21 protein-coding genes and 1 tRNA gene are annotated in these 22,674 nt (G+C 61.0%); 16 read left to right on the top strand and 6 right to left on the bottom strand.

Features of this window, described 5'->3' with window-relative positions; all coding sequences use genetic code 11:
- Nucleotides 1–68 precede the first annotated feature (68 nt).
- A complete protein-coding gene (locus tag LPB73_RS17685; RefSeq protein ID WP_120288895.1) occupies nt 69–959 on the bottom strand; it encodes a LysR family transcriptional regulator in 891 nt (296 codons plus the stop codon).
- A 101-nt stretch (nt 960–1,060) separates the two neighbouring features.
- Between LPB73_RS17685 and LPB73_RS17680 the strand changes: the two genes are divergently transcribed.
- Entirely contained in the window at nt 1,061–2,272 is a 1,212-nt protein-coding gene (locus LPB73_RS17680) for an MFS transporter (RefSeq protein ID WP_120288896.1), read from the top strand.
- 619 nt (nt 2,273–2,891) lie between these two features.
- Here LPB73_RS17680 and LPB73_RS17675 read toward each other — a convergent pair.
- Nucleotides 2,892–3,716, bottom strand: a complete 825-nt coding sequence (locus LPB73_RS17675; protein ID WP_231077704.1) for an enoyl-CoA hydratase-related protein — start codon at nt 3,714–3,716, stop codon at nt 2,892–2,894.
- 293 nt (nt 3,717–4,009) lie between these two features.
- Here LPB73_RS17675 and LPB73_RS17670 point away from each other — a divergent pair, with 293 nt between their 5' ends.
- The 6 genes from LPB73_RS17670 (at nt 4,010) to LPB73_RS17645 (ending at nt 10,499) form a co-directional block, all read left to right on the top strand.
- Nucleotides 4,010–4,876: a helix-turn-helix domain-containing protein gene (locus LPB73_RS17670; protein ID WP_231077703.1), complete on the top strand. Its 867-nt coding sequence runs from the start codon at nt 4,010–4,012 to the stop codon at nt 4,874–4,876.
- A 126-nt stretch (nt 4,877–5,002) separates the two neighbouring features.
- Entirely contained in the window at nt 5,003–6,211 is a 1,209-nt protein-coding gene (locus tag LPB73_RS17665) for a CaiB/BaiF CoA transferase family protein (protein WP_089267593.1), read from the top strand.
- 1 nt (nt 6,212) lies between these two features.
- Nucleotides 6,213–6,953 carry an SDR family NAD(P)-dependent oxidoreductase gene (locus tag LPB73_RS17660; protein ID WP_089267535.1) on the top strand — a complete coding sequence of 247 codons (741 nt, stop codon included), beginning with the start codon at nt 6,213–6,215 and terminating at the stop codon, nt 6,951–6,953.
- Nucleotides 6,953–7,597 (top strand): glutathione S-transferase family protein, encoded by a 645-nt coding sequence (locus LPB73_RS17655; RefSeq protein ID WP_176454722.1) that lies wholly within the window; start codon nt 6,953–6,955, stop codon nt 7,595–7,597. The genes LPB73_RS17660 and LPB73_RS17655 overlap by 1 nt, the downstream gene beginning before the upstream one ends.
- A gap of 158 nt (nt 7,598–7,755) precedes the next feature.
- Nucleotides 7,756–8,739, top strand: coding sequence for a Bug family tripartite tricarboxylate transporter substrate binding protein (locus LPB73_RS17650; RefSeq protein WP_231077702.1), 984 nt, complete (start codon nt 7,756–7,758; stop codon nt 8,737–8,739).
- Nucleotides 8,740–9,299: 560 nt separating this feature from the next.
- Complete coding sequence (locus tag LPB73_RS17645; RefSeq protein ID WP_231077701.1) at nt 9,300–10,499, top strand: ABC transporter substrate-binding protein; 1,200 nt, start codon at nt 9,300–9,302, stop codon at nt 10,497–10,499.
- A gap of 47 nt (nt 10,500–10,546) precedes the next feature.
- Here LPB73_RS17645 and LPB73_RS17640 read toward each other — a convergent pair whose 3' ends face one another.
- A complete protein-coding gene (locus LPB73_RS17640) occupies nt 10,547–11,074 on the bottom strand; it encodes a winged helix-turn-helix transcriptional regulator (RefSeq protein WP_231077700.1) in 528 nt (175 codons plus the stop codon).
- Nucleotides 11,075–11,257: 183 nt separating this feature from the next.
- Between LPB73_RS17640 and LPB73_RS17635 the strand changes: the two genes are divergently transcribed.
- Genes LPB73_RS17635 through LPB73_RS17600 form a run of 8 tightly spaced genes read left to right on the top strand, consistent with a single transcriptional unit; the run spans nt 11,258 to nt 19,697 of the window.
- Nucleotides 11,258–11,896 (top strand): 2-hydroxychromene-2-carboxylate isomerase, encoded by a 639-nt coding sequence (locus tag LPB73_RS17635; protein WP_089267591.1) that lies wholly within the window; start codon nt 11,258–11,260, stop codon nt 11,894–11,896.
- Nucleotides 11,897–11,956: 60 nt separating this feature from the next.
- Nucleotides 11,957–13,510, top strand: a complete 1,554-nt coding sequence (locus LPB73_RS17630) for a class I adenylate-forming enzyme family protein (RefSeq protein WP_231077699.1) — start codon at nt 11,957–11,959, stop codon at nt 13,508–13,510.
- A gap of 51 nt (nt 13,511–13,561) precedes the next feature.
- Nucleotides 13,562–14,305, top strand: coding sequence for an SDR family NAD(P)-dependent oxidoreductase (locus LPB73_RS17625; protein ID WP_231077698.1), 744 nt, complete (start codon nt 13,562–13,564; stop codon nt 14,303–14,305).
- Nucleotides 14,306–14,311: 6 nt separating this feature from the next.
- Nucleotides 14,312–15,493: an acyl-CoA dehydrogenase family protein gene (locus LPB73_RS17620; RefSeq protein ID WP_231077697.1), complete on the top strand. Its 1,182-nt coding sequence runs from the start codon at nt 14,312–14,314 to the stop codon at nt 15,491–15,493.
- 21 nt (nt 15,494–15,514) lie between these two features.
- The gene (locus LPB73_RS17615; protein WP_116660943.1) at nt 15,515–16,645 is read left to right on the top strand and encodes an acyl-CoA dehydrogenase family protein; all 1,131 of its coding nucleotides are present in this window, start codon (nt 15,515–15,517) and stop codon (nt 16,643–16,645) included.
- A 41-nt stretch (nt 16,646–16,686) separates the two neighbouring features.
- A complete protein-coding gene (locus LPB73_RS17610) occupies nt 16,687–17,874 on the top strand; it encodes an acetyl-CoA C-acyltransferase (protein ID WP_175365715.1) in 1,188 nt (395 codons plus the stop codon).
- Between the two features lie 37 nt (nt 17,875–17,911).
- Complete coding sequence (locus tag LPB73_RS17605; protein WP_231081176.1) at nt 17,912–18,919, top strand: NAD(P)H-dependent flavin oxidoreductase; 1,008 nt, start codon at nt 17,912–17,914, stop codon at nt 18,917–18,919.
- Nucleotides 18,920–18,929: 10 nt separating this feature from the next.
- Entirely contained in the window at nt 18,930–19,697 is a 768-nt protein-coding gene (locus tag LPB73_RS17600) for an enoyl-CoA hydratase (RefSeq protein ID WP_231077696.1), read from the top strand.
- Nucleotides 19,698–19,837: 140 nt separating this feature from the next.
- On the opposite strand, the gene LPB73_RS17595 is transcribed toward LPB73_RS17600, so the two are convergent.
- The 3 genes from LPB73_RS17595 to LPB73_RS17585 form a co-directional block, all read right to left on the bottom strand.
- A tRNA-Val gene (locus LPB73_RS17595) sits at nt 19,838–19,912 on the bottom strand.
- A gap of 170 nt (nt 19,913–20,082) precedes the next feature.
- The gene (locus LPB73_RS17590) at nt 20,083–21,345 is read right to left on the bottom strand and encodes a hypothetical protein (protein ID WP_231077695.1); all 1,263 of its coding nucleotides are present in this window, start codon (nt 21,343–21,345) and stop codon (nt 20,083–20,085) included.
- A gap of 134 nt (nt 21,346–21,479) precedes the next feature.
- Entirely contained in the window at nt 21,480–22,064 is a 585-nt protein-coding gene (locus LPB73_RS17585) for a DUF1134 domain-containing protein (RefSeq protein WP_089267524.1), read from the bottom strand.
- Between the two features lie 113 nt (nt 22,065–22,177).
- On the opposite strand from LPB73_RS17585, the gene LPB73_RS17580 reads away from it, so the two are divergent.
- Nucleotides 22,178–22,672, top strand: coding sequence for a YHS domain-containing (seleno)protein (locus tag LPB73_RS17580; protein ID WP_175365864.1), 495 nt, complete (start codon nt 22,178–22,180; stop codon nt 22,670–22,672).
- Nucleotides 22,673–22,674 lie beyond the last annotated feature (2 nt).

The raw sequence follows: 22,674 nt of genomic DNA, 5'->3' as shown, positions 1-22,674 counted from the left end.
AAATGTGCAGTTATGCAGACCATACTGGCGGATAAGGGTTGCATGCGGATGTAGCACTCTGCGGATCTCTACCGCCGTCCCGCGTATTCCACCCCAAGTATACTTTCGAGTTCTGCGATGAACATGCGGACCTTCGGCAGCACGAGTTTTGCGCTCGGGTAGACGACCCAGATGGTGTGATCGCCCGCGCTGGCGTCGTCGAGTTCGAGGCGAACGAGCGTGCCGTCCCGCAAGTTCTCGCGGACGTTCCAATGAGAAAGAAGCGTGATCCCTGCGCCGTGCACACAGGCATCGTGCAGGGCGTCGGCGGTGGCGGTCAGGCGCACGTTGAGGGCCACCTGCCGCTCGCGGCCATCGATCCGGAGCGGCCAGCGGTTCATCGCGGACAGCGACAGGCATGCGTGGTGCTTCAAATCCGCGGCGGTGCGAGGCCGTCCGAATGCTTCGATGTAGCTGGGCGCCGCCACCAACACGCGGGGGCTGATTCCGATTGGGCGGGCCACCAGGCTATTCTCTCTGGGCTCCGTAAATCGGATCGCCAGGTCCATTCCTGTCCCCGTGATGTCCACGACGTCGTCGGTCAGCTCCAGATCGATCCGAAGTGAAGGGTGGGTCTTTAGCAAGCGCGGAACGATGGGGGCGATGAGCTTTCGTCCGAAGGCCGTCGAGGTGTTTACCCGCAGCGTTCCGGAGACGCCTTCCCTGGCGGCCCGAAGATTGGCGCGTGCAGCGAGTTCGCCTTCGACGAGCGCCTGCGCGTAGGGCAGGAACGCTTCGCCCTCCGGTGTTAGCGACATCGAACGCGTCGTCCGGTGAAACAGCCGGACGCCGAGATCCTTTTCGAGAGCGGCCAGCCGGCGTGTCGCCACCATGGGAGAGATTTGCAGTCGGCGAGCGGCCCCCGCAAGACTTCCCGCCAAGGCTGCATCGACCAGTACGGCGACGGCGTCGGTGTCCATTGTATCTTAATCCGATATGACGGCTTATCGATTGGGGACACTACCGCGGAAATCGATGCAACGCTAGTTGTGGCTCAGCAACGCATTCAAAAGGGTTTCCGATGTCCGAACTTGCAACGCCCTCCGTCGAGACCGTCGCTCGACCGTTCGGGCGCCCTCTGGCCTTCGTCATGGCCACCGCGACCGGCATCGCGGTGGCCAACATCTACTACAATCAGCCGATGCTCGGGGTGATTCAGGCCGCATTCCCCGGCCAGAGCGCTGCGGAGCTAATCCCGACGGCCACCCAGATCGGCTATGCCGCCGGGCTGTTTCTCCTCGTGCCGCTGGGCGACATGATGGATCGGCGACGACTCATCATCGTGCAATTTGGTTTGCTGGCCGTTGCGCTCGCACTCGCCGCCCTGGCGCCGACCGCCTGGGCCCTGGTCGCGGCGTCCCTGGTGGTCGGAATGACGTCGACCGTCGCGCAGCAGATAATTCCGTTTGCGGCCTCTCTGGCGTCGCCGGAGCGGCGCGGCCAGACCGTCGGCACGATCATGTCAGGATTGTTGTGCGGGTTGTTGTTCAGCCGCACATTGGCAGGCTTCGTCGCAAGCCATGCAGGATGGCGCGACATGTTCTGGTTGGGGGCTCCTCTGGCCATCGTTGCCGGAACTACGATGGCGACCGCTCTTCCTCGTAACAATCCCTACGTGGCGATGCCGTATGGCGACGCCATGAAGTCCATGGTCAAGCTGTGGAGTTCCGAGCCAACGCTTCGTTCGGCGACCATTGTGCAAGCCGCTCTGTTCGCGTCGTTCACGGTCTTCTGGACCATCCTCGCCCTGCACCTGCGCGAGCCACATCTCGCGCTCGGCGCGGATGTCGCGGGTCTCTTCGGGATTGTCGGTGCCGTCGGCGTCTTTGCGGCCCCGATGGCCGGCCGGCTTGCAGATCGTCGCGGTCCGCACGTGGTCGCCGGTGTCGGAATCGCGATCACGGTCGCCTCGTGGTTCATCTTCGGCTTCTGGAGCAGCCTGTTTGGGCTGATCGTCGGCGTCGTCGTTCTCGATTTCGGCGTGACGAGTGCATTGATCTCCAATCAGCACGTGGTCTTCGGGCTTCATCCTCAGGCGCGCGGAAGAATCAACACGATTTTCATGACTGGCATGTTTCTCGGCGGATCGCTGGGATCGGCCGGTGCGACGATCGCCTGGAACGAGGGAGGCTGGATTGCCGTGAGCATGTTCGGTGCTGCGCTCGCGCTATTTGCGGCCGGTGTCCACGTCTATGTCCGCACGCGACAAATGCGACCGCGGCAAACGGGATGAATGGCGCAGCCTTGAAAACGGCTCCCGACCTGTCGCATCAGGTCGGGATTTAACATGTCTGACCTGCGCATTGTTATGCCATCGCTGAGATACCGCAGTGACTCCCGCCAGGGTGCCAAGATCCTTGAAAACCGAGCGAGGGCAGTTCATGGCGCAAAGCGGACATCGTTGACCCACGAAATCTCCCTCGTAGCATGGTTGCCGCTCGGATGGCCGCACAGCATCAACACGTTGGTTTCAACTAGCGATAGCCTGCCGTGCGATTAATTCTTGGCGATTGTAAGCTGGACCCATACTTCATTGCTCGCGACGTCGGTCGCGGCTCTGGTGTAGGTCTACATCGTCGCACATCCTCGGTATCAGTGTCGAACTCGCGGTGGTGTACAGTTAGATGTGGAAGAGCGGTGAACAGGTGAACGAAAAGTGGTCGGCGTCAAATGACGTAGTGCACGCCGTGCCAGTTATGAGCGTCGTCGAGTTTTGCGGTCTCGACGTGAATATACGTGCAGACCTTGCATAGGTAGACCCTCACCTCGACCCCGTCGTCGTATTTGCAGTGTCGATCCAAAGACATCTGGAAACGGCATCTAAGGCAACGCGTATTGTCTGCCATCTGCGCTCACCGAAACACCGCTGGACGCTTTTCGACGAATGCTCTGACGGCTTCGCGATGCTCCTCGGTCCGCGCGGAGCGGACCAGCCGCTCGGCCTCCTTGTCTAAAGATGCGGCGAAGCCGAGGTGTTGCACCTCGTCCAGGTTATCTTTCATGGCGCTATAGGCTTCCGTGGGTCCATTTGCCAATCTCAACGCGATCATGAACGCTTCTTCGGCAAGCCTGTCGGCGGCCACGATCCGATTGAATAATCCCATAGTTTCGCAGCGTTGTGCATCGACTCTGTCGGACAACAACATCAGTTCTCTTGCGCGGGCGGCTCCCACCGTTCGCGTGAGTAGCCAGGCGATGCCGTAGTCGCCGCTCAGCCCGATTCTGGCATAGGCCGTACTGACGAATGCTTGCTCCGCTGCGATGCGGATATCGCAGGCCAATGCGAGCGAGAGGCCTGCGCCTGCAGCCGCACCGGGAAGGGCCGCGACGGTCGGCTTCCGCATCTCGAACAGCGCGCCGGTCAAAGTGCGTTGACGTTCGATCAGACGCGTTACTTTCTGACCAAAGGTTAGTTCGTCTGTGCTGCCGCGGTCGCCCATGCCTTTCACATCGCCACCCGCGCAGAAAGCCTCGCCGGCGCCGGTGATCAGCACCGCGCGTACGCCATTGTCGGTCGAGCAGTATGCGATCATCCGGCGCAGGGCGGGTGTGAGTTTGTCCGACAGCGCATTGCGGGCCGCCGGGCGATTGAGCGTGATCACGGCGACCCGACGGTCGATATGACAAAGCAATTCGTCCGTTCCCGTTTCGACCGAAACCGGCGTCAAGGTCGTCATGAAGAGTCTCCCCGTCGTGCACTGTTTGAAAATTGACAGTTCTAAAATAGAACTATAGTCTTCGAGCAAGAGGCTGCAAGGCAGGATCGTCTCCGCTTGAGCCGATTGTCAAAGACGGTCAGCTGAATGACCGTCGGGAGGAAATAGATGCGCGGTCTGTCCGTGAAGTCCGATGGACTTCCGACGGAGCGATGTTGTGCCCGGTCGCGTGGAAACAGCATCCTCATCTCGAGCCATCCAGGCGTTGCGGTTGCCGAGCGAGTTGTGCATCGACGCGCAGGGGAGATAGTCGCATGAGCAATGTATCCGAGAATGGAGAATTCATCAGGATCGTCGGCGGTCGCGTGCTGTCTAACACCGTCGTCCGCACGCCCGTAATCCGGATTGAAAGCTTCCGCAGGGACGTGTCGAAGCAGGTTCAATGGCATTTCAAGCAGCCAGAACTAGCGCTCTTCTTCTATAGGAGGGGTGCGCGGAAGCTGCGCGGCAAGATGGATGGTAAGTCGTTCGACCAGCAACTTGCTGGCAACTTGGCCGTCTATCCGGCTGGCTTGGAGATCGATGGCGAATTCACCGTCACATCGGCAAGGTCGGATTATACAGTCGTGTTCTTCGACCAGACGTTCATATCGGAACGACTTCCGAGCTTTGCGGCAGCGCCGAGACTGGGCTTCGATAACCCGGCAATCGCCTTCGGACTGGAAGAACTGTGCAGCGAGCCGCATCATGACGACGATGTCTATGCGATGATGGCAGAGGGGTGGGCAACCCAGACACTCGCTGTTCTAAAGCGGATGAGCGGCACCAAGACGCCGCTTGGTAACCGAGGCGGTCTCACCCAGTGCAATCTTAAAAGGATCTCCGAGTTCGTCGAGGAAAACCTCGGTCGGTCGATCGGATTGATGGAGATGGCTTCGCTGGTCGGATTGAGCACTCGACATTTCATTAGGGCATTTTCCGAAAGTACCGGCGATACCCCGCATCAGTATGTCATCGGTCGGCGCATTGAGCGCGCCAAATACCTTCTTATTAGTGAGAAGTGTTCGCTGACGGAAATTGGCCTTGCAGTTGGCTTCAGCCATTCGCAACATTTCACGACGAAATTCAAACAGCACACTGGTCTTTGTCCGTCGGGCTTTCGCGCCGCGGTGCGGCATTAGCAAAGTCGGAAAGCAATGTCGCTTTCACGTAGATCCGGCACTATCTGGCAAGCCTGGTCGCCCGCGTTCTTCTAACAGATCCGCTCAACGGTGCGTCGTGCGCCGAATGCAGTGGGAATGGAACGCATGCCAGGGCCTCTTTTGGGAGTTCGCGTACTTGATCTGACCAGCGTCGTGTCGGGTCCATTTGCAACCATGTTCTTGGCGGACCAAGGCGCTGAGGTCATCAAGATCGAGCCGCTGGGCGGTGACATCACGCGCCGCAGCCGGGCTGCCATCGACAAGGCCGGGCAGTTCTCGGCGCTGTTCATCTCGTCCAACCGCGGCAAGCGCTCGATCTCGCTCGATATTAAAAGCGAAGCCGGTGCGCGGATCGTCAAGAAGCTCGTCGCCCAGTCCGATGTCCTCGTGCAGAACTTTCGCCCGGGGACGATGGAGCGTCTCGGGTTGGGAGCCGACGAACTCCGGGCCCAATTTCCGCGCCTCATCTACGTATCGATCAGCGGGGTCGGTGAAACCGGGCCATACGCCAAGAAACGCGTCTACGATCCGATCGTCCAGGGGCTGTCGGGTTTCGCCGACATCCAGTCGCAGGCCGGCACCAACCGACCCCAGATGATACGGACCATCGTCGCAGACAAGACGACGGCTGTGCTGACGGCACAGGCCGTGTCCTCGGCGCTCTATGCGCGCGAGAAGACTGGACGCGGCGATCACATTCGGGTCGCGATGCTGGACGCCATGCTGTCGTTCTTGTGGCCCGAAGGCATGATGCAACACACCGTCGTCGGCGCGGAGGCCTCGTCGCCGGATCCTAATGATCGCCCCGATCTGATCTTCAAGACCGTGGACGGCTATATCACCGCAGGCACGATCTCGGATTCCGAGTGGCAGGGCTTCTGCCGCGCCACCGACGACCCTGAGCTCGTCAAGGACGAGAGGTTCGCGACGCCTGCGGGGCGCTCGGTCAATGCCACCGCGCGCATCAACAAGATGCAGGAATACATCGCCACCCGGACCACGGCCGAATGGCTTGCCAGGCTGGACGCCGCGGACGTGCCATGTGCACCGGTGCTGCGCCGTAGCGAGATCGTCGCCAACGAGCAGGTGGTGGCGCGCGGCATCATCCAAGAGTTGGAGCAGCCGTCCGTCGGCCGCGTCCGTCAGCCGAAACCGGCGGCCCGGTTCGAAGAGCGCCCGGCGGCCATCGGCGGGCCGGCACCACGCATTGGCGAGCATAGTCGGGAGATCCTGCGTGATCTTGGCTTCGACGATGCGGCAATCACCGAGATGACCCTGTCGAAGGTCGTCCGAATTGAAGGCGAGGGACGTTGACATGACTGACAAGAAGCAGGTGGCGCTCCTGGTGGGAGCGGGGGATGCAATTGGTGCGGCCGTCGCGCGGCGATTTGCACAGGGGGGATACGCGATCTGTATCGCGCGGCGCGATGCTGAAAAGTCTGCGGGCCTGGTCGAGGAGCTGCGCGCGCAGGGCCACGATGTCCACGCCAGATCGATCGACGCCCGAAACGAGGAGGAGGTGCAGCGGCTGTTCCAGACGGTGGAAGATGAGATGGGCCCCATCGCGGTGTGCCTGTTCAATGCCGGATCCAATGTGCAGAAGCCACTGCTCGAAACGACCGGGAAGCTGTTCTTCAAGGCCTGGGAACTAGCCTGCTATGCCGGCTTCCTGGTGGGACGTGAGGCAGCGAAGCATATGGTGCCGCGCGGCGCCGGCACGATGCTGTTCACCGGCGCGACGGCCAGCATGCGCGGCGGCAGCGGCTTTGCCGCTTTCTCGGCAGCGAAATTCGGTCTGCGGGCCGTTGCGCAGGCCATGGCGCGAGAGCTCGGACCGAAGAACATCCACGTCGTGCACCTGCTGATCGATGCCGGCGTCGACAGTGAGGCGATCCATGAGCGGATGAGGAGCCGTGGCTTGGATCCTGCCGCCCGTCAGCCCGACAGCCTCACCACGACGGCGTCGATTGCGGAAGCCTATTGGTTCGCCCATGCGCAGAAGCGAGACGGATGGACGCATGAGCTCGATCTTCGGCCGGCTGCGGAGAAATGGTGATGAACCCGGAACTCGTGTTGTGGGGCGTTGGCACCAGCCGGACCATCCGACCTCACTGGGCGCTTCATGAATTGAAGCTTCCCTATACCCGAAAGCCGATCCTGCCGCGGACGGGGGAGACCGAAACGCCGGAATATACGGCCCTCAATCCCCGGCAAAAGGTGCCGCTGTTGCAGGACCACACGCTCGTCATCGGCGAGAGCGCTGCGATCATCGCCTATCTAGCCAAGACCTATCCCGACCAGGCCGCCTCCCTCATTCCGAAAGACTCCGAGACTTACGCGAAGTGGCTCGAATGGTGTTTCTTCATCGTCACCGAGCTGGATTCCACGAGCCTGTACGTCATGAGGCGGCATGGGCAGATCAAGGGACTGTCTCACATCTATGGTGATGCACCGGGCGTTGTCGCCCAGGCTGCGGAGTATTTCAGGAAGCAGTTGAAGCACGTCGATGCGGCGCTGTCCGACGGGCGGGAATATCTCCTGGGTGAACAGTTCACCACCGCAGACATCCTGCTGACCACGTGTCTGACCTGGGCCATCGATTATCAGGTAGCGATCTGCGACAGCGCGACGCCCTATCTCGACCGTGTGCTGAATCGCCCCGCCTATCGGGATGCCTCGGCGGCCAACAAGCCGGGCTGATCGCTCCGACAAGACCGGGCGGCGTTGCAGCCGTAACACCGGCGACGCTGGCCGCGCGTAAGCGAAATTGCGCCGGTCTCAAGACGACGATCCGCAGCCAAACAGGCCTCAATGACGCGGACGGAAAATGACGACGCCTATCAGAGGGAGGATGAAGAATGAAAATAACGCGCCGGTCTTTCTTGGCCGCAACGGCGTCCACCGTTGCAGTCCCGTCGATCGCACGATCGGCGGCGGACACCTGGCCGCAGCGGCCGATCAGGATCGTCGTCGGCTTCGCCCCGGGCGGACAGACCGACGTCTATGCGCGGATGTATGCCGAGTTCATCGGAAGCCAGACCGGCGTGCCAGTGATCGTCGAGAACAAGACCGGCGCGCTCGGTTCGATTGCCGGGGCCGAGGTCAAGCGGGCAGCGCCGGACGGCTATACCATCCTGTTCAATACGTCTGGCGCGATGACCGTGAACCGCGTGCTGGTCAAAGATCTTGCCTACGACACGGATAAGGATTTTCAGCTGGTTTCGGCGATGCCGACGGGTGGACTGCCGCTCATCATGCGCAAGCAGCTGGGCATCACCGACCTCGACGGCGTCGTTCGTCATGCACGCGCGACGGGGCGCATGACGCTCGGAACGTTCGGGGTCGGCTCACCTCCGCACCTCACGATCCTCGCGCTCAACAAGCAATATGGCCTGAACATCGAGCCGATCCACTACCGTGGTGAGGCACTGATGTTCACCGATATGCTGGCACAGACGGTCGACGGCGGTGTCGGTACGATCGTCGGCGCGCAGCCGGTCCTGCAGAGCGGGTCGGGTGCAGTCGTCGCTGTGCCGCGCAAGCGGCTCACGACCTTTCCGGAAGTCAGGACGTTTGCCGAGCAGGGGGCGGATTCGCCGCTGTTCGGTCTGCTGACCTATCAATGCTGCGCGGTGCCCACCGGTACGCCAACGGCCATTGTCGAACGCCTGTCGGATCTCATCATGCGGGCGGCGCAGACCGAAAGGGTCAGGACGATGTTCCAGACGTTTGGAATCGATGAAGGACCGATGTCGATGCAGGCGACGCGCGAGCTCTATGCGCGGGAAGCGCCAGTCTGGATCGAGCTTGCAATGCAAGCGATTGCAGATCGAAAAACCTAGCGGCGACGTCGCGTCAGCTCGCCACTTGCGCGGCGGTCATTTTGCGATTGACAAGTTCTTTAAAAGAACTGACCTTGATCACCAAGGTCGCTGACCAATAATTGCGATCAAATGATTGCATGCCGCCGCTAAAATCGCGGTGAGCAAGGGGAGGGTATGATGCGTCGGATCACGACAGCGTTGACGGTCTGGATTGCTCGCAAGGCTGCGAAGGTCGGCTGTGATGCCGATGGCGGCGCGTGCCGCGCGCGGCGCGGCGTGGCGCGATGATCGGACCCGATGGGATCGTGCGTCAACGGCCCATCGGATAGATCGATTCAGCCAAATTCATTTCGAGGGCCGCCCGGTTTGAACGACGCAGCGGCGCCGGGGTTGGCCGGTCTCTGCCCTGACGAGCTACGGCGCGGCGGAGATGGCCGTCGATCGGGACGTCAGCTCGCGGTCATCGACAGATTCCTGCGCAGCAGTGCTGTTTCTCGTGCAGCAGCGCCGGGGGAACTCCTCATTCGAGAATTTCAAATGGCAGGCAGTCAAGCTTGCGGTACAGGAGGGAGCAGACGATGATGAGAAGAATGTTTGTTGGCGTTGCAATGGCAGTGATGCTGTTCGGACTGCAGGCGCGAGCCGAGACTGTCGGTGTCACGGATACCGAAATCAAGATCGGTGCAACCTTTCCGTTCAGCGGCCCGGCGTCGCCGCTGAGCAATACCGGCAAGGGGCTCATTGCCTATGTCAACTCGATCAACGATCGCGGTGGCATTGGCGGCAAGAAGATCAATCTCATTACCTATGATGACGCCTATAGTCCGCCAAAAACGGTCGAGCAGACGCGTAAGCTGGTGGAAAGCGATGAAGTTGCCTTCATGTTCAGTCCGCTGGGCACTCCGGGAATCGCGGCCACCATCAAATACGTAAACTTGAAGAAAGTGCCCCATTTGTTTGTGGTGAGCGGTGTCAACAAGTTCACGAATTTCAAAGAATTCCCGATGACGACGACCGGCCTGCCGAGCTACGACACCGAGGGGAAGATTTACGCGAAATACATCACGAAGACGCTGCCGGATGCGAAGATCGCGCTGCTCTACCAGAATGACGATTTGGGGAAGGACTTCCTCGCTGCGTTCAAGGGATATTTGAAGGACAGCTTCGACAAGAAAGTCGTGGCGTCCGCCTACGAACTGAGCGAGCCGACCGTCGATACGCATGTCGTGAATCTGAAAGCATCAGGCGCCGGAGCATTCCTTGTTGCCGGCACGCCGAAATTCGCCGCGCAGGCTATCAAGAAAGCGTTCGACATTGGCTGGAAGCCGCTGTTCCTGATCAACTATGTTTCGAGCTCGGTCGCTTCGACAATCGTGCCGGCGGGGCCCGAAAAGGCAATCGGCATTGTCGCGGCGACCATCGCAAAGGACCCAAGCGACAAGAAATGGGAGAATGATGCCGGCATCCAATGGTACAAGTCTCACTTCGCGCAATATCTGCCCGGCGCCGACATCGGTGATGCAAATTATGTGTACGGCACGGAGCAGGGCCAGATATTGGAGCAGATTCTCAAACAGTGCGCTGGCGATTATTCCCGCGAGAATATTGTAAAGCAGGCGCGCAATATTCGAGATCTATCCCTGCCGACCTTGATGCCGGGAATTACCATCAATACCGGACCACAGAACAGCATGGCCTATACCCAGCTTCAGCTGCAGCGCTGGAGTGGAACTTCCTGGGAGCAGTTCGGCGGTCTTCTTGATGCGACTTCGGAATGATGAGGTCGCCACCAGGTCCGCGCCGACTTCGGCACGGACCTGGCACTTTACGCGCGACTGGCCTTGCTCGTATTGGCTTTGGTTGTGCGGGCCTTTGAAATGTGGGGCTTGGGGGCTACAGCTTCGCGAGCGCCAGGTCCTGGATGGACGTGGACCTCCTTGGCAAGCACCGGCTCGCCGCATTCGGAACAGATCATGAGCGGATCGAAGTGCTTGCCGCACAACTTGTGCTCATGAAGCATCGGCCGGCCGCGGGAGTCGACCATGTGCACATTACCCCAATGAACGACCGACATGATGATCGGATAGAGGTCCAGTCCCTTTTGCGTCAGGATATATTCGTACCGCTTGGGTGCATCCATGTAGGGAATACGCCGGAGCACGCCAAAGCGTACGAGTTTCTTGAGCCTGTCGGCCAGAAGGTGCCGTGTAATTCCCAGCGAAGTCTGGAAGGCGTCAAACCGGCGCTTGCGCAGGAAGCATTCGCGCAAAATCATAAGCGTCCAGCGGTCGCCAATCACCGCGACGGTGCGGGCCAGCGAGCACGGCTCCTCCTCAAGTGCATCCCATTTCATTCAGCGTCTCCGGACCTGGGTATTCATCCCATTCTATTTTGGTACGTACCTCAAAACAATACGCATCTCGGGATTCCAGTTTCCAAAGCCTGTTTCTGCGTTGACAGTTCTAAAATAGAACCTTAGCGTCCACGTCGCGGCGGAAGTTTGATCCCGCCCGCCAAGATCAAAGAGGAGGCGCCGTTGACCGATCGACCACAGCCGGAATTCCATTTCGATTTCGGCAGCCCGAACGCATATCTCGCGGAAGCTGCCCTTTCGGGAATCGAGCAGCGCACCGGCGTCAAATTCGAATATATCCCGGTGTTGTTGGGCGGGATCTACAAAGCCACCGGCAACATGTCGCCAGCCGAGTCGTTGCGCGGGATCAAGAACAAACCTGAATATCAGAGGCTCGAATCCGAGCGCTTCATCCGGCGGCACGGCATTACGAAGTTCAAGAACAATCCGTTCTTCCCGGTCAACACGCTCATGCTCATGCGCGGCGCCGTTGCGGCAAAGTTCGAAGGTCTGTTCGATCCGTATTTCAGGGCTGCCTATCGTCACATGTGGGAAGAGCCGAAGAAGATGGACGATCCGGCGGTATTCGTGGCGGCTTTCAAGGAGTCGGGCATCGACATCGACAGGCTCATCGCGCGTGCGCAGCAGGACGACGTCAAGCAGAAACTGATCAAGGACACGAATGACGCGGTAGCGCGCGGATCGTTCGGGTCGCCGACCTTCTTCGTCGGCAACGAGATGTTCTTTGGCAAGGACAGTCTCAGGGATGTGGAAGAGGCGATCGTGGAGCAGGCTTCTGTCCTGAAAACGAGGACGGCCTAGGTTACCCGACCATACGATCTAGAAGCTGCGATGAAGCAGCTCATTTCCGGGAGGACGAAGATGTTGAAGACGGTGGAAACCGATGAGGCAGCGCGGATACTTTCCGCGTTGCCGCGCCGCATCGATCACGTCATAGACCGACATGCCGCCGAAACGCCCGATCGCATGGCGCTGATCGAGGACAGTGGCAGCCTGACCTATGGTCAGTTGCATAAGGCCGTCGCGGATATTGCCTTTGACCTCACCAAGCTCGGCATCAGGCCCGGCGACCGCTTGATGATCGTCAGCGAAAACAGCATTCCGCTCGCAGGTCTGCTGCTCGCGGCAAGTCGCCTCGATGTCTGGGCGATCGTCGTCAATCCACGGCTGTCCGCTCGTGAGCTGGATCAGATCAGGGATCACAGCGGCGCACGCCGTGTGCTTCTGACGGTCGGCGTGTCCAAGGAAGCTGCGAGCCATGCCGCGCGGTATGAAGCCCAAACGCATCGGATCGGCCCGCTATCGGAGGTGGCCGTTACCGCTCTCAACGAGGGCACGTCACCCGAGCGAGTGGAGGACAGCCCGAAAGATCAGGTGGCCGTTCTCATTTATACGTCGGGTACGACCGGCACGCCCAAAGGCGTGATGCTGACGCACGAGAATCTGCTGTTCAGCGCCAAGACCACGGCCGACATCCGTCGCATGACGCCAGACGACAAGCAGTACATCGTTCTCCCGATCTCGCACATCGTCGGCATTTCGTTGCTGGTGATGACCTTGATGACGGGTGCGCCCGTCCGGTTGGCAAGCAAGTATGATCCGGCCGCACTGGCAAAGGCGATCTCGGACGAAGGCATCACGATCCTGAATGGCGTGCCGGCGACCTATCAGCGATTGCTGGAATACAAATCGGTTACCGGTTTGAGCAAGCTCGATCGAGGCTCCTTGCGTCTTATTGCGGTCGCAGGTGCGCCGCTCGACCTGGACCTGAAGTCGCGCGTCGAGCGCGAACTCGGGCTCTCACTGTTGAACGGCTATGGCATCACCGAGTGCTCACCCGGATTATCCGGCGTGCGTATTGATGCGCCGCGCGACGATCAGGCGGTTGGCCCGCTGCTGCCTGGTGTCGAGGCCAGGATTGTGGGTCTCGACGGAACGCACAAGACTGCCGGCGAGGTCGGCGAGCTCCATGTCCGCGGGCGGAATGTGATGCGCGGCTATTATCGGGCGCCGGATCTGACCGCGAAGGCGATCGATCCGGATGGCTGGTTCAACACCGGCGATCTGGCCCGCTTCGAGGGGGATTGTCTCTTCATTGTCGGCCGCACCAAGGAAATGATCATTCGCTCGGGCTTCAACGTCTACCCCGCCGAGATCGAAGCGGTGTTGAGTACGCATGCCTCGGTCGTGCAGTGTGCGGTCGTGGGGCGCCCGGTGGACGGTAACGAAGAGGTCGTCGCCTTTGTGCAGCTTCTTCAGGGGACCGAGACAACGGCCTCCGATCTGATGGCGCATGTCAGCCCTCAGCTCACATCCTACAAGCGCCCGTCGGAGATCATCGTGCTGCCGGCGCTGCCGGCCACATCCACGGGCAAGATTCTGAAGCACAAGCTGGCGGAATCGCTGCGCAGCTAAGCAGATTGCGGTGGCGTTCGCCGCCGCGTACTCGCATCCGGGAGAACTCAGTTGAAAAGACGCAATGCAACAGTAGCCGTCGTTGGCGCAGGTGACTTCATCGGCGGCGAGATCGCCAAGAAATTCGCTGCGGAAGGTTTCACGGTCTTCGTGGGGCGCCGCCAGGGTGAGAAGCTGGGGCCGCTGATCAAGGAGATTGAGGCTGCCGGTGGGACCGTGTTCGGACGCGCTCTCGATGCGCGCAAGGAAGACGAGATGGTGAAATTCATCTCCGATGCCGACGCTCATGCCCCTTTGGAGGTGTGCGTTTTCAATATCGGCGCCAATGTCAATTTTCCGATCGTCGAGACCACGGAGCGCGTGTTTCGCAAAGTCTGGGAGATGGCGTGCTATTCGGGATTCCTCGCTGGACGCGAGGCAGCGCGGGCAATGCTGGCACGCGGCAAGGGGAACATCTTCTTCACCGGAGCGACGGCAAGCCTGCGCGGCGGCAACGGTTTCGCAGCCTTCGCGAGCGCTAAGTTCGGTCTCCGAGCCGTCGCGCAATCAATGGCCCGGGAACTCGGGCCAAAGAACATTCATGTCGCGCACCTGATCATCGACTCCAGCGTGGACACGGAATGGGTGCGGCAGCTGATCACCAGCCGCGAAGGGCCGCAGGCAATGGAAAACCTCGATCCGAACCGGCTCATGCGGCCGGCGGCGGTCGCCGAGGCATATTGGTCCCTCTACCAGCAACCGCGCGACGCATGGACCTTCGAGCATGAGATTCGTCCATTCGGCGAGAAATGGTAGCTCGCCATGGAGCTCAACCTTTCGGCCGAAGATGCGGCATTCCGTAGCGAGGCTCGGTCCTTCATCTCGGAAAACTACCCGAAGGAAATGCGTGTCGCGAATCCCGAGACGGATCTCACAAAAGAGCAATCGCTCCTTTGGCACAGGATCCTCCATCAGAAGGGCTGGATCGCGCCGCTCTGGCCGAAGGAATATGGCGGCCCCGGTTGGTCGCTGACCCAGCGCTTCATCTGGGAGCAGGAGACCTCGCGTGCGGGAACGCTTCCGCCGCTCGCCTTCAGCGTGACCATGGTCGGCCCGGTCATCTACACCTTCGGGACGGAGGCGCAGAAGGCGAGGTTCCTGCCGCGCATATTGTCGGGCGAGGACTGGTGGTGCCAGGGTTACTCGGAGCCGGGTTCGGGGTCGGATCTAGCCTCCGTCAGGACCAAGGCGGTTCGCGACGGCGATCACTACGTCGTCAACGGGCACAAGACATGGACCACTCTCGCGCAGCACGCGGACTGGATCTTCTGTCTCGTCCGCACCGATCCGTCCGCCAAGCCCCAAGCAGGAATCTCGTTCCTGCTGATCGACATGAAAACGCCGGGTGTGACGGTTCGGCCGATCATCACCATCGACGGCTCACATGAGGTCAACGACGTCTTCTTTGAGGACGTGCGGGTGCCGATCGAGAATCTGATCGGCGAGGAGAACAAGGGCTGGACCTACGCAAAATTCCTCCTCGGCAACGAGCGCACCAGCATGGCGGGTATCGGTCGTTCGACGCGGTACCTGCGGCGACTCAAGGACATCGTCAGGGCCGAAATTCCCGAGGACGATCCGAGTTTCGCGGAATTCATCCGCGAGATCGCCCGTGTCGAATTGGATGTGCTGGCCCTCGAAGCGACGGAATTGAGGGTTGTCGCGCAGATGTCACGCGGTATCGATCCCGGCCCGGCCGCATCGCTCTTCAAGATCAGAGGCACCGAGATCTTCCAGCGCATTACCGACCTCACGCACCGCGCGATGGGCAATTACGGCGTTGCTCTTCGAGAGCATCCCGACAGCGGGAACCGGTTCATGCCCGGGCCTGACTATGGGCATACGTCGGCGGAAAAATACCTCAACTCGCGCAAGCTCAGCATTTACGGCGGATCCAACGAGATTCAACGCAACATCATCGCGAAAGCCGTGCTCGGTCTTTGACCCGCACCAGGAGAGGCGTCCATGGACATCGAACTGACCGAAGACCAGGAATTGCTCCGCAACAGCGTGCAACGTTTCCTGAAGGATGAATACGGCTTCGATGACCGAGCGAAGATCGTCGCGGGCGAAGATGGTTGGAGTCGCGCAGTGTGGGCAAAGTTCGCCGACCTCGGTCTTCTGGCGGCACCGTTCGCGGAGGAATATGGCGGCCTCGGGAACGGCCCGCTGACGACCATGATCGTCATGCAGGAGTTCGGCCGCAGCCTCGTCGTCGAGCCATATTTCGAGACGGTCGTGCTGGCGGGAGGGCTAATCGAGGCATTGGGGACCGACGACCAACGCGGGGAATTGCTCGCCGAGATCGCAGCGGGCGAGGCGACGTGGGCGTTGGCCTGGGCCGAACCGGGATCTCGGTACAACCTCAACAAGGTATCGGTGTCTGCGGACCGAAGTGGTGATGACTACGTCCTGTCGGGAACGAAAGCCGCCGTGATCGGTGCTCCGTGGGCCGACCGGCTGATCGTCTCCGCGAGAACGTCCGGCCGAGATGGCGATCGTGACGGCGTGTCCCTGTTCATCGTCGACAGCCGGGCGGCCGGTCTACACATGCAAAGCTACCGGACGGTCGACGGCAGGCGCGCCGCCGAGGTCACGCTGAAGGATGTTCGCATCCCGGCGGTCAACCTGCTCGGACGCGAAGGCCAGGGAGTCGTCGCGCTCGAGAGCTGTCGCGACCGCGGCATCGGCGGACTGTGTGCCGAGGCTATAGGCGCAATGACCGAGCTGAATGCGGCGACGCTAGACTACAGCAAGACCCGCAAGCAATTCGGCGTGACCCTCGGATCGTTTCAGGTGCTGCAGCACAGAATGGTCGACATGTTTATCGCGCTGCAGGAAGCCGTCTCACTCATGCAGCATCTGACCCTGACGCTGGCGTCCAACGACGCCCATGTCACGAAGCTCGCCTCCGGTGCGAAGACAAAGGTCGGATATGCTGCGCGCTTCATCGGCGAACAGGCGATCCAACTGCACGGTGGCATGGGCATGAGCGACGAGCTCAAGGTCGGTCACTATTTCAAGCGTATCGGCGCCATCGACATCCAGTTCGGCGACCCCGCTTTCCATCTGATGCGATTCGCCCGCGCCGCATGACGCGCGGTCACGCCCGTCCCATCCAGCCAAGGAAATAATAAATGACCGAAGCCGTAATCGTATCGACCGCCCGCACCCCGATCGGAAAGGCCTATAAGGGCGCGCTCAACAATACCGAAGGTGCGACCATGATGGGACACGCCATTTCGGCTGCGCTCGCACGTGCGAACATCGTTGGCGGAGAAGTCGAGGACGTCGTGATGGGATGCGCCATGCAGCAGGGTACGACGGGGTCGAACATCGCGCGTAAGGCTCTGCTTCGCGCCGGTCTTCCCGTCACGGTCGCCGGCACCACCATCGACAGACAGTGCGCGTCGGGGCTTCAGGCGATCGCGCTTGCCGCTCGGTCGGTGATCTTCGATGGCGTGGAGGTCGCGGTCGGCGGAGGCGGTGAATCCATCAGCCTGGTCCAGAACGAGCACATGAACCAGTGGCACGCGGTCGATCCGGAGCTTCTGGCGATCAAAGGCGACGCTTACATCGCCATGCTGGATACGGCCGAAAACGTCGCAAAACGCTACGACATCTCTCGGGACGCGCAGGACGAATACAGTCTCGAAAGTCAGCGCCGCACCGCGGCCGCGCAGCAGGCGGGCCGCTTCAATGATGAACTGGCGCCGATCAAGACGACGATGGCCGTGACTAACAAGGAGACCGGCGCCATCTCCTACAACGAGATCACGCTCTTGGCGGACGAGGGCCCGCGTCCCGACACCACCGCCGAGGGGTTGGCCAAGGTCAAGCCCGCGAAGGGCCCCGGTTACACGATCACCGGCGGCAACGCGAGCCAGCTATCGGACGGTGCCAGCGCCACCGTGGTCATGAGCGACAAGCTCGCCGCCAAAAAGGGCCTAAAGCCGCTCGGAATCTTCCGTGGATTCGTCTCGGCGGGTTGCGAGCCCGACGAGATGGGCATAGGGCCGATCTTCGCCGTTCCGCGTCTCCTCAAACGTCATGGTCTCACGATCGACGACATCGACCTTTGGGAATTGAACGAGGCATTCGCGGTCCAGGTCATCTACTGCCGCGACAAGCTCGGCATTGATCCCGAGAAGCTCAACGTCAACGGCGGCTCCATCGCGGTCGGTCACCCCTATGGCATGACCGGCGCGCGACTGACGGGGCATGCATTGATCGAGGGGCGTCGTCGCAAGGCGAAGTACGCGGTGGTCACGATGTGCGTCGGTGGCGGGATGGGCGCAGCGGGTTTGCTCGAAATCGTTCACTGATAATAAGAAACCTAAACAGCGAGATTCGGAGACGATCATGAGAACCGCGATCACAGACCTGTTCGGGATCGAACATCCCATCATTCAGGGCGGCATGCACTATGTAGGCTTTGCCGAACTCGCCGCGGCCGTCTCGAATGCCGGTGGCCTGGGCATCATCACCGGATTGACGCAGAGAACGCCCGAGAACCTCGCGAAGGAAATCGCGCGCTGTCACGACATGACCGACAAACCGTTCGGCGTGAACCTGACATTTCTTCCGACGTTCGACGCGCCGCCCTATCCAGAATACATCGCCGCCATTAAGGAAGGCGGCATCAAGGCGGTGGAGACCGCAGGTCGAAGCCCTGAGCAATATATGCCAGCCCTGAAAGAGGCGGGGATCAAGGTCATCCACAAGTGCACTTCCGTTCGCCATTCGTTGAAGGCGGAGAAGATCGGTTGCGATGCCGTCAGCGTCGACGGCTTCGAATGCGGCGGCCATCCCGGCGAAGACGACATGCCAAACATGATTCTGCTGCCGCGCGCTGCCGAAGAGCTGAAGATCCCGTTCGTTGCATCGGGAGGGATGGCCGACGCGCGTAGTCTGGTTGCGGTGCTCGCGATGGGCGCTGCGGGCATGAACATGGGCACCCGGTTCGTGGCGACCAAAGAGGCGCCCGTTCATCAGAACGTCAAGGATGCGATTGTGAAGGCGTCAGAACTCGACACCCGTCTGGTGATGCGCTCGCTCAGGAATACCGAGCGCGTTCTCAATAACGCCGGAGTCGAGCGGCTGCTCGCAACCGAACGAGCTAAGGGTGACTCATTGGTCATCGGCGACATCATCAATGAAGTGGCGGGCGTGTATCCGAAAGTCATGGTCGACGGTGACATGGACGCCGGCGCCTGGAGCTGCGGCATGGTTGCGGGCCTCATCAACGACATCCCGACCGTCAAGGAACTGATCGATCGCATCATGGCGGACGCCGAAAGCATCATCCGCCAGCGCTTGACCGGTTTTCTCGACGCCTCTGCCCGCGAACCCCTGCGCGCCGCAAGCTGAGGACGATGGCATGACGGATCATTTGAAGACGGATGTCGTCGATGGCGTGATGACGCTCACGATCTCGCGTCCCGAAAAGAAGAACGCGCTGACTGGCGCGATGTACGACGCGATGTCGGAAGGCCTCGAACGATCCGAAAGGGATCCCGCCATCAAGGTCGTTCTGTTTCAGGGCGACGGCGACAGCTTCACCTCCGGCAACGACTTGGCGGACTTTGCCGCCCAGTCCACGGCAAACGAAACCACTGACAGTCCCGCGTTTCGCTTTATCGGCAATTTAGCAAAGGCGACCAAGCCGCTCGTCGCGGCCGTCCAGGGAAACGCCGTTGGTGTCGGAACCACGATGCTCCTGCATTGCGATCTGGTCTACTTGGCGGAGAATGCGCGCCTGATCACGCCTTTCGTCAATCTGGCGCTTGTGCCCGAAGCCGCCTCGAGTTGGTTACTCCCTTCGCGGATCGGGCACGTGAGGGCGTATGCCATGTTCGCGTTGGGAGAGCCGATGGATGCAGCAACCGCACTTCAATGCGGACTTGCCAATGCCGTTGTCCCTATCGGCGACGTTCGTGCGAGGGCGGCGACCGCCGCCCTGACTTTGACGCAGCGTCCGACAGGCGCACTTCGCCATACAAAGCTTTTGATGCGGGAGCAGCAGGAAATGGTTGAAAGGATCGCTGAAGAGAGCGCTCTTTTCAAAGAGCGGCTTCAGAGCGCGGAAGCTCGCGAGGTCTTCTCTGCCTTTGCAGAGAAGCGAAAGCCCGATTTCACGAAAGTCTAACTTGGCGGCTAGAGAGCTGCGCCGGCCAATCCATGACGATGATCAAGCGCCGAAACGAGTGTGCCCCTGCTGTGCCCCAGCTTTTCCGGGGCACACTTCGAGGGAATAAGGCCGCTAAGTACTTGAATATGCTGGAATAATGGTGGGCGCACAAGGGATCGAACCTTGGACCTCTCCCGTGTGAAGGGAACGCTCTCCCGCTGAGCTATGCGCCCGGGATGCCGTACAGACCAAAAGGCCGGGCGGTAATGGCCCGGCGGGGACTGACGTCAATGGCGCGATTTAGGGAATAGGGGGCGGGGGTGTCAAGCAAACCCTGCCGCAAGTCAGCACAATAAGTCTCCCCGTCCGGCCGGACGGCCAATCCGGGTTCTAGGCCCGCGATTTAGCCCGGCTGTGGGGCGCGGGAGGCGTGGGACTGCAGCGCCCGGATCCGGTCGGCGAGGGTGCTGTTGGGGGCGAAACCTGCGTCATTGGCGGGGCGCGGCTGAGCTGTTGGGGCCGGTTCAGCGGCCAGAATTGCCTCGATGGGCGAATTCGGCCCTTCCAGTGTCATCGCCATTTTGGCCACTTCGGCGGCGATGTCGTTGATGCGCTCGCGCAGCAGCGCGTTTTCCATCCGCTCGGTGGCCCATGCGCTCTCGGCCTGCTGATGGACGCCGTTGAGGTCGCGCTGCAGCTTGGCGCGCTCCTCGCGGGCGGCGGCGAGCTCGGTCTCCACCGCGGCCTTCTCGGCGCGCAGCTTCTCGATGACGGGCGATCCCTTGGCGCCGTTCATGGCGGCGAGCTCGACGCGCAGGTCGCGCGCGATCTGTTCGGCGGCTTCATTGGCTTGGCGCAACTGGCTGTTCTCGAAATCGCGCTCGGCGAGGATCTTGGTCTGGGTCGAGAGCTGGCTCTCGAGATCGGTGACGCGGGCGCCGAGCTGTTCGGCTTCGCGGACCTGAATAGTGAGCTGCTGATCGAGATCAGTCACGCGCTGGCTGAGATTCTCGACGCGCGCGCGCGCCTCAGTGAGTTCACGCGTTGCGGTGTCGGACTCGCCGCGCTGCAGCTCCAGCCGGTGCTGCGTATTGGCGAATTCCTTTTCGGCATCGCCGACACGGCCCTTCAATTCCTCGACCTGCGCACGCACGGCGATGAGCTCGACCTGGCGGGTGTCGGCCACCATGGAGCGATCCGAGAGGTCGTGGTTCAGCTTGGCGAGTTCGCTCTGCTTGTCGCTCAGGGCCTTTTCGGCGGCGCGCAACGCTTCCGTCTTGCTGGTGAAGTCGGCCTCGGTGAGGCCGAGCTTTTCCTTCACGGCGGCTTCACGGGCTTCCAGCGCGAAGATCGTGGCGTTCTTTTCGCCGAGTTCAAGCTTCATGCGGTTGATGGCGTCGGACTTCTTGCCGAGTTCGGCGAGCTGGCTGGTGGTCTTGTTCTTGAGCTGGTCGACGCTCATTTCCAGCCGGCGTGCCGCCATCGCGAATTCCGCGCGCAGCTGGTCCTTGTCGGCCTGGATTTCCGCCATCGACAGCGGCGTCGCGGCTTCGAGCCGGCGGGTGGTGAGGCGGACGGCGCGGTTATGCACCAGCGGCATGATCATCAGGCCGCAGAGCATCGAGATCAGAAAACCGATCGCCAGATACATGATCGGTTCAACCATGACGAATGCTCCCACGCTCTCAAAATGCAGCGGTTAGCATGCCATGGCACCGCCGGCAAAGACAGCGTAACGCCTCGTTAACCTTTATTCGCCCGTTCAGAAGCGCTTGATCGCAGAACCGCGCGATCGAGGGCTTAGAACGGGTTCCAGGTCGCGCTGGGGGTATATTTGAGATAGCCGATATTGGCGCCGAGCCGCAGGCCGAGACCCGAACGGATCGGCACCAGCACGACGTTGTTGGCAGTCAGTGCCGTCATGCCGAAGCCGCCGATGATGTAGGCGGAGCCGTCGATACCGGCGAAGCGCTGATAGATCGCCTGGGTGGCGGGCAGGTTATAGACCAGCGTCATGGTGCGGGCGCCGTCGCCGCCCCAGTCGAAGCCGACCGAGGGACCTTGCCAGTAGACGCGCAGATCGCCGGCATTCTTCGTATAGAGCGTGCCTTCGCCGTAACGCAGGCCTGCCACGATCGCGCCGCTGCCTTCCTCGCCCAGAATATAACCGTTCGGCAGCCCCCACTGGCTGACGGCCTTTTCGATCACCGAGGCGAGGCCGCGCGAGACATTGCCAAAGAAGCGATGGCCGGCCGTCATGAGTTCTTCGGACCGGTAGGTGTCCGGTGCGGCCTGGCCGCGCGGTGGTTGCTGCGCAGAAGCCGGCGAGAAGGCGAGCGTGAACGTGGCTAGCGCGACCGCTGCCAGGCGTGATGCGAAGGTCATGAAAAGAACCCCTGGTATTTCAAATTTGCGACCGCGGCTTTAACCGGATGCTGAGAAGCACGGTTTAACTCTGCAGTCATTGTCCCCGACTCCCTATACTATCGGTATCAACTATGACGGCACAACGGCGGGAATTGTCAGGCTGGAGCCGTGGAATTGCCTTGATTCTGCTGCTGGCGGCCACTCTGGTCCCGGCGGGCGCGCAGGCTGCGACCAGTGAACGCGTGGTCACTGACCGATATACGGGTCTCGCAATCAGCGGTTTCGATCCGGTGGCCTATTTCACCGAAGGCCGCCCGACGCTGGGGCAGCCGGACTTCGAAATGTCGGAAGAGGGCACCGTCTGGCGCTTCCGCAACGAGGGTAACCGCGCCTCTTTCGCCGCCCATCCGGACATCTACGGTCCGCAATTCGGTGGCTATGATCCCGTTGATGTCGCCCGCGGGGTCGCCTTCGCCGGCAATCCGCGTTTGTGGCTCATTACGGGCGAACGGCTTTACCTGTTCGGCCGGGAGGAAACCCGCGACGCCTTTGCTGCGGCACCGGCCAAATATCTGCCCGGCGCGCGCAAGCGCTGGCCGGGCGTGCAGGATATCCTGGCGAAATAGTG

It is taken from the genome of Tardiphaga sp. 37S4, assembly GCF_021044645.1.
GTDB classification, from domain to species: domain Bacteria; phylum Pseudomonadota; class Alphaproteobacteria; order Rhizobiales; family Xanthobacteraceae; genus Tardiphaga; species Tardiphaga robiniae.
The sequence above is the reverse complement of the archived record's forward strand: the minus strand, read 5'-3'. Positions and strand labels throughout refer to the sequence as shown.

Coding starts and splice junctions, on each gene's coding strand:
- LPB73_RS17615 (WP_116660943.1), top strand. CDS start 15,515: ATGGACATCGAACTGACCGAAGACCAGGAATTGCTCCGCAACAGCGTG.
- LPB73_RS17655 (WP_176454722.1), top strand. CDS start 6,953: ATGAACCCGGAACTCGTGTTGTGGGGCGTTGGCACCAGCCGGACCATC.
- LPB73_RS17600 (WP_231077696.1), top strand. CDS start 18,930: ATGACGGATCATTTGAAGACGGATGTCGTCGATGGCGTGATGACGCTC.
- LPB73_RS17585 (WP_089267524.1), bottom strand. CDS start 22,064: ATGACCTTCGCATCACGCCTGGCAGCGGTCGCGCTAGCCACGTTCACG.
- LPB73_RS17605 (WP_231081176.1), top strand. CDS start 17,912: ATGAGAACCGCGATCACAGACCTGTTCGGGATCGAACATCCCATCATT.
- LPB73_RS17645 (WP_231077701.1), top strand. CDS start 9,300: ATGATGAGAAGAATGTTTGTTGGCGTTGCAATGGCAGTGATGCTGTTC.
- LPB73_RS17685 (WP_120288895.1), bottom strand. CDS start 959: ATGGACACCGACGCCGTCGCCGTACTGGTCGATGCAGCCTTGGCGGGA.
- LPB73_RS17610 (WP_175365715.1), top strand. CDS start 16,687: ATGACCGAAGCCGTAATCGTATCGACCGCCCGCACCCCGATCGGAAAG.
- LPB73_RS17670 (WP_231077703.1), top strand. CDS start 4,010: ATGAGCAATGTATCCGAGAATGGAGAATTCATCAGGATCGTCGGCGGT.
- LPB73_RS17580 (WP_175365864.1), top strand. CDS start 22,178: ATGACGGCACAACGGCGGGAATTGTCAGGCTGGAGCCGTGGAATTGCC.
- LPB73_RS17675 (WP_231077704.1), bottom strand. CDS start 3,716: ATGACGACCTTGACGCCGGTTTCGGTCGAAACGGGAACGGACGAATTG.
- LPB73_RS17680 (WP_120288896.1), top strand. CDS start 1,061: ATGTCCGAACTTGCAACGCCCTCCGTCGAGACCGTCGCTCGACCGTTC.
- LPB73_RS17650 (WP_231077702.1), top strand. CDS start 7,756: ATGAAAATAACGCGCCGGTCTTTCTTGGCCGCAACGGCGTCCACCGTT.
- LPB73_RS17640 (WP_231077700.1), bottom strand. CDS start 11,074: ATGAAATGGGATGCACTTGAGGAGGAGCCGTGCTCGCTGGCCCGCACC.
- LPB73_RS17620 (WP_231077697.1), top strand. CDS start 14,312: ATGGAGCTCAACCTTTCGGCCGAAGATGCGGCATTCCGTAGCGAGGCT.
- LPB73_RS17665 (WP_089267593.1), top strand. CDS start 5,003: ATGCCAGGGCCTCTTTTGGGAGTTCGCGTACTTGATCTGACCAGCGTC.
- LPB73_RS17660 (WP_089267535.1), top strand. CDS start 6,213: ATGACTGACAAGAAGCAGGTGGCGCTCCTGGTGGGAGCGGGGGATGCA.
- LPB73_RS17590 (WP_231077695.1), bottom strand. CDS start 21,345: ATGGTTGAACCGATCATGTATCTGGCGATCGGTTTTCTGATCTCGATG.
- LPB73_RS17630 (WP_231077699.1), top strand. CDS start 11,957: ATGTTGAAGACGGTGGAAACCGATGAGGCAGCGCGGATACTTTCCGCG.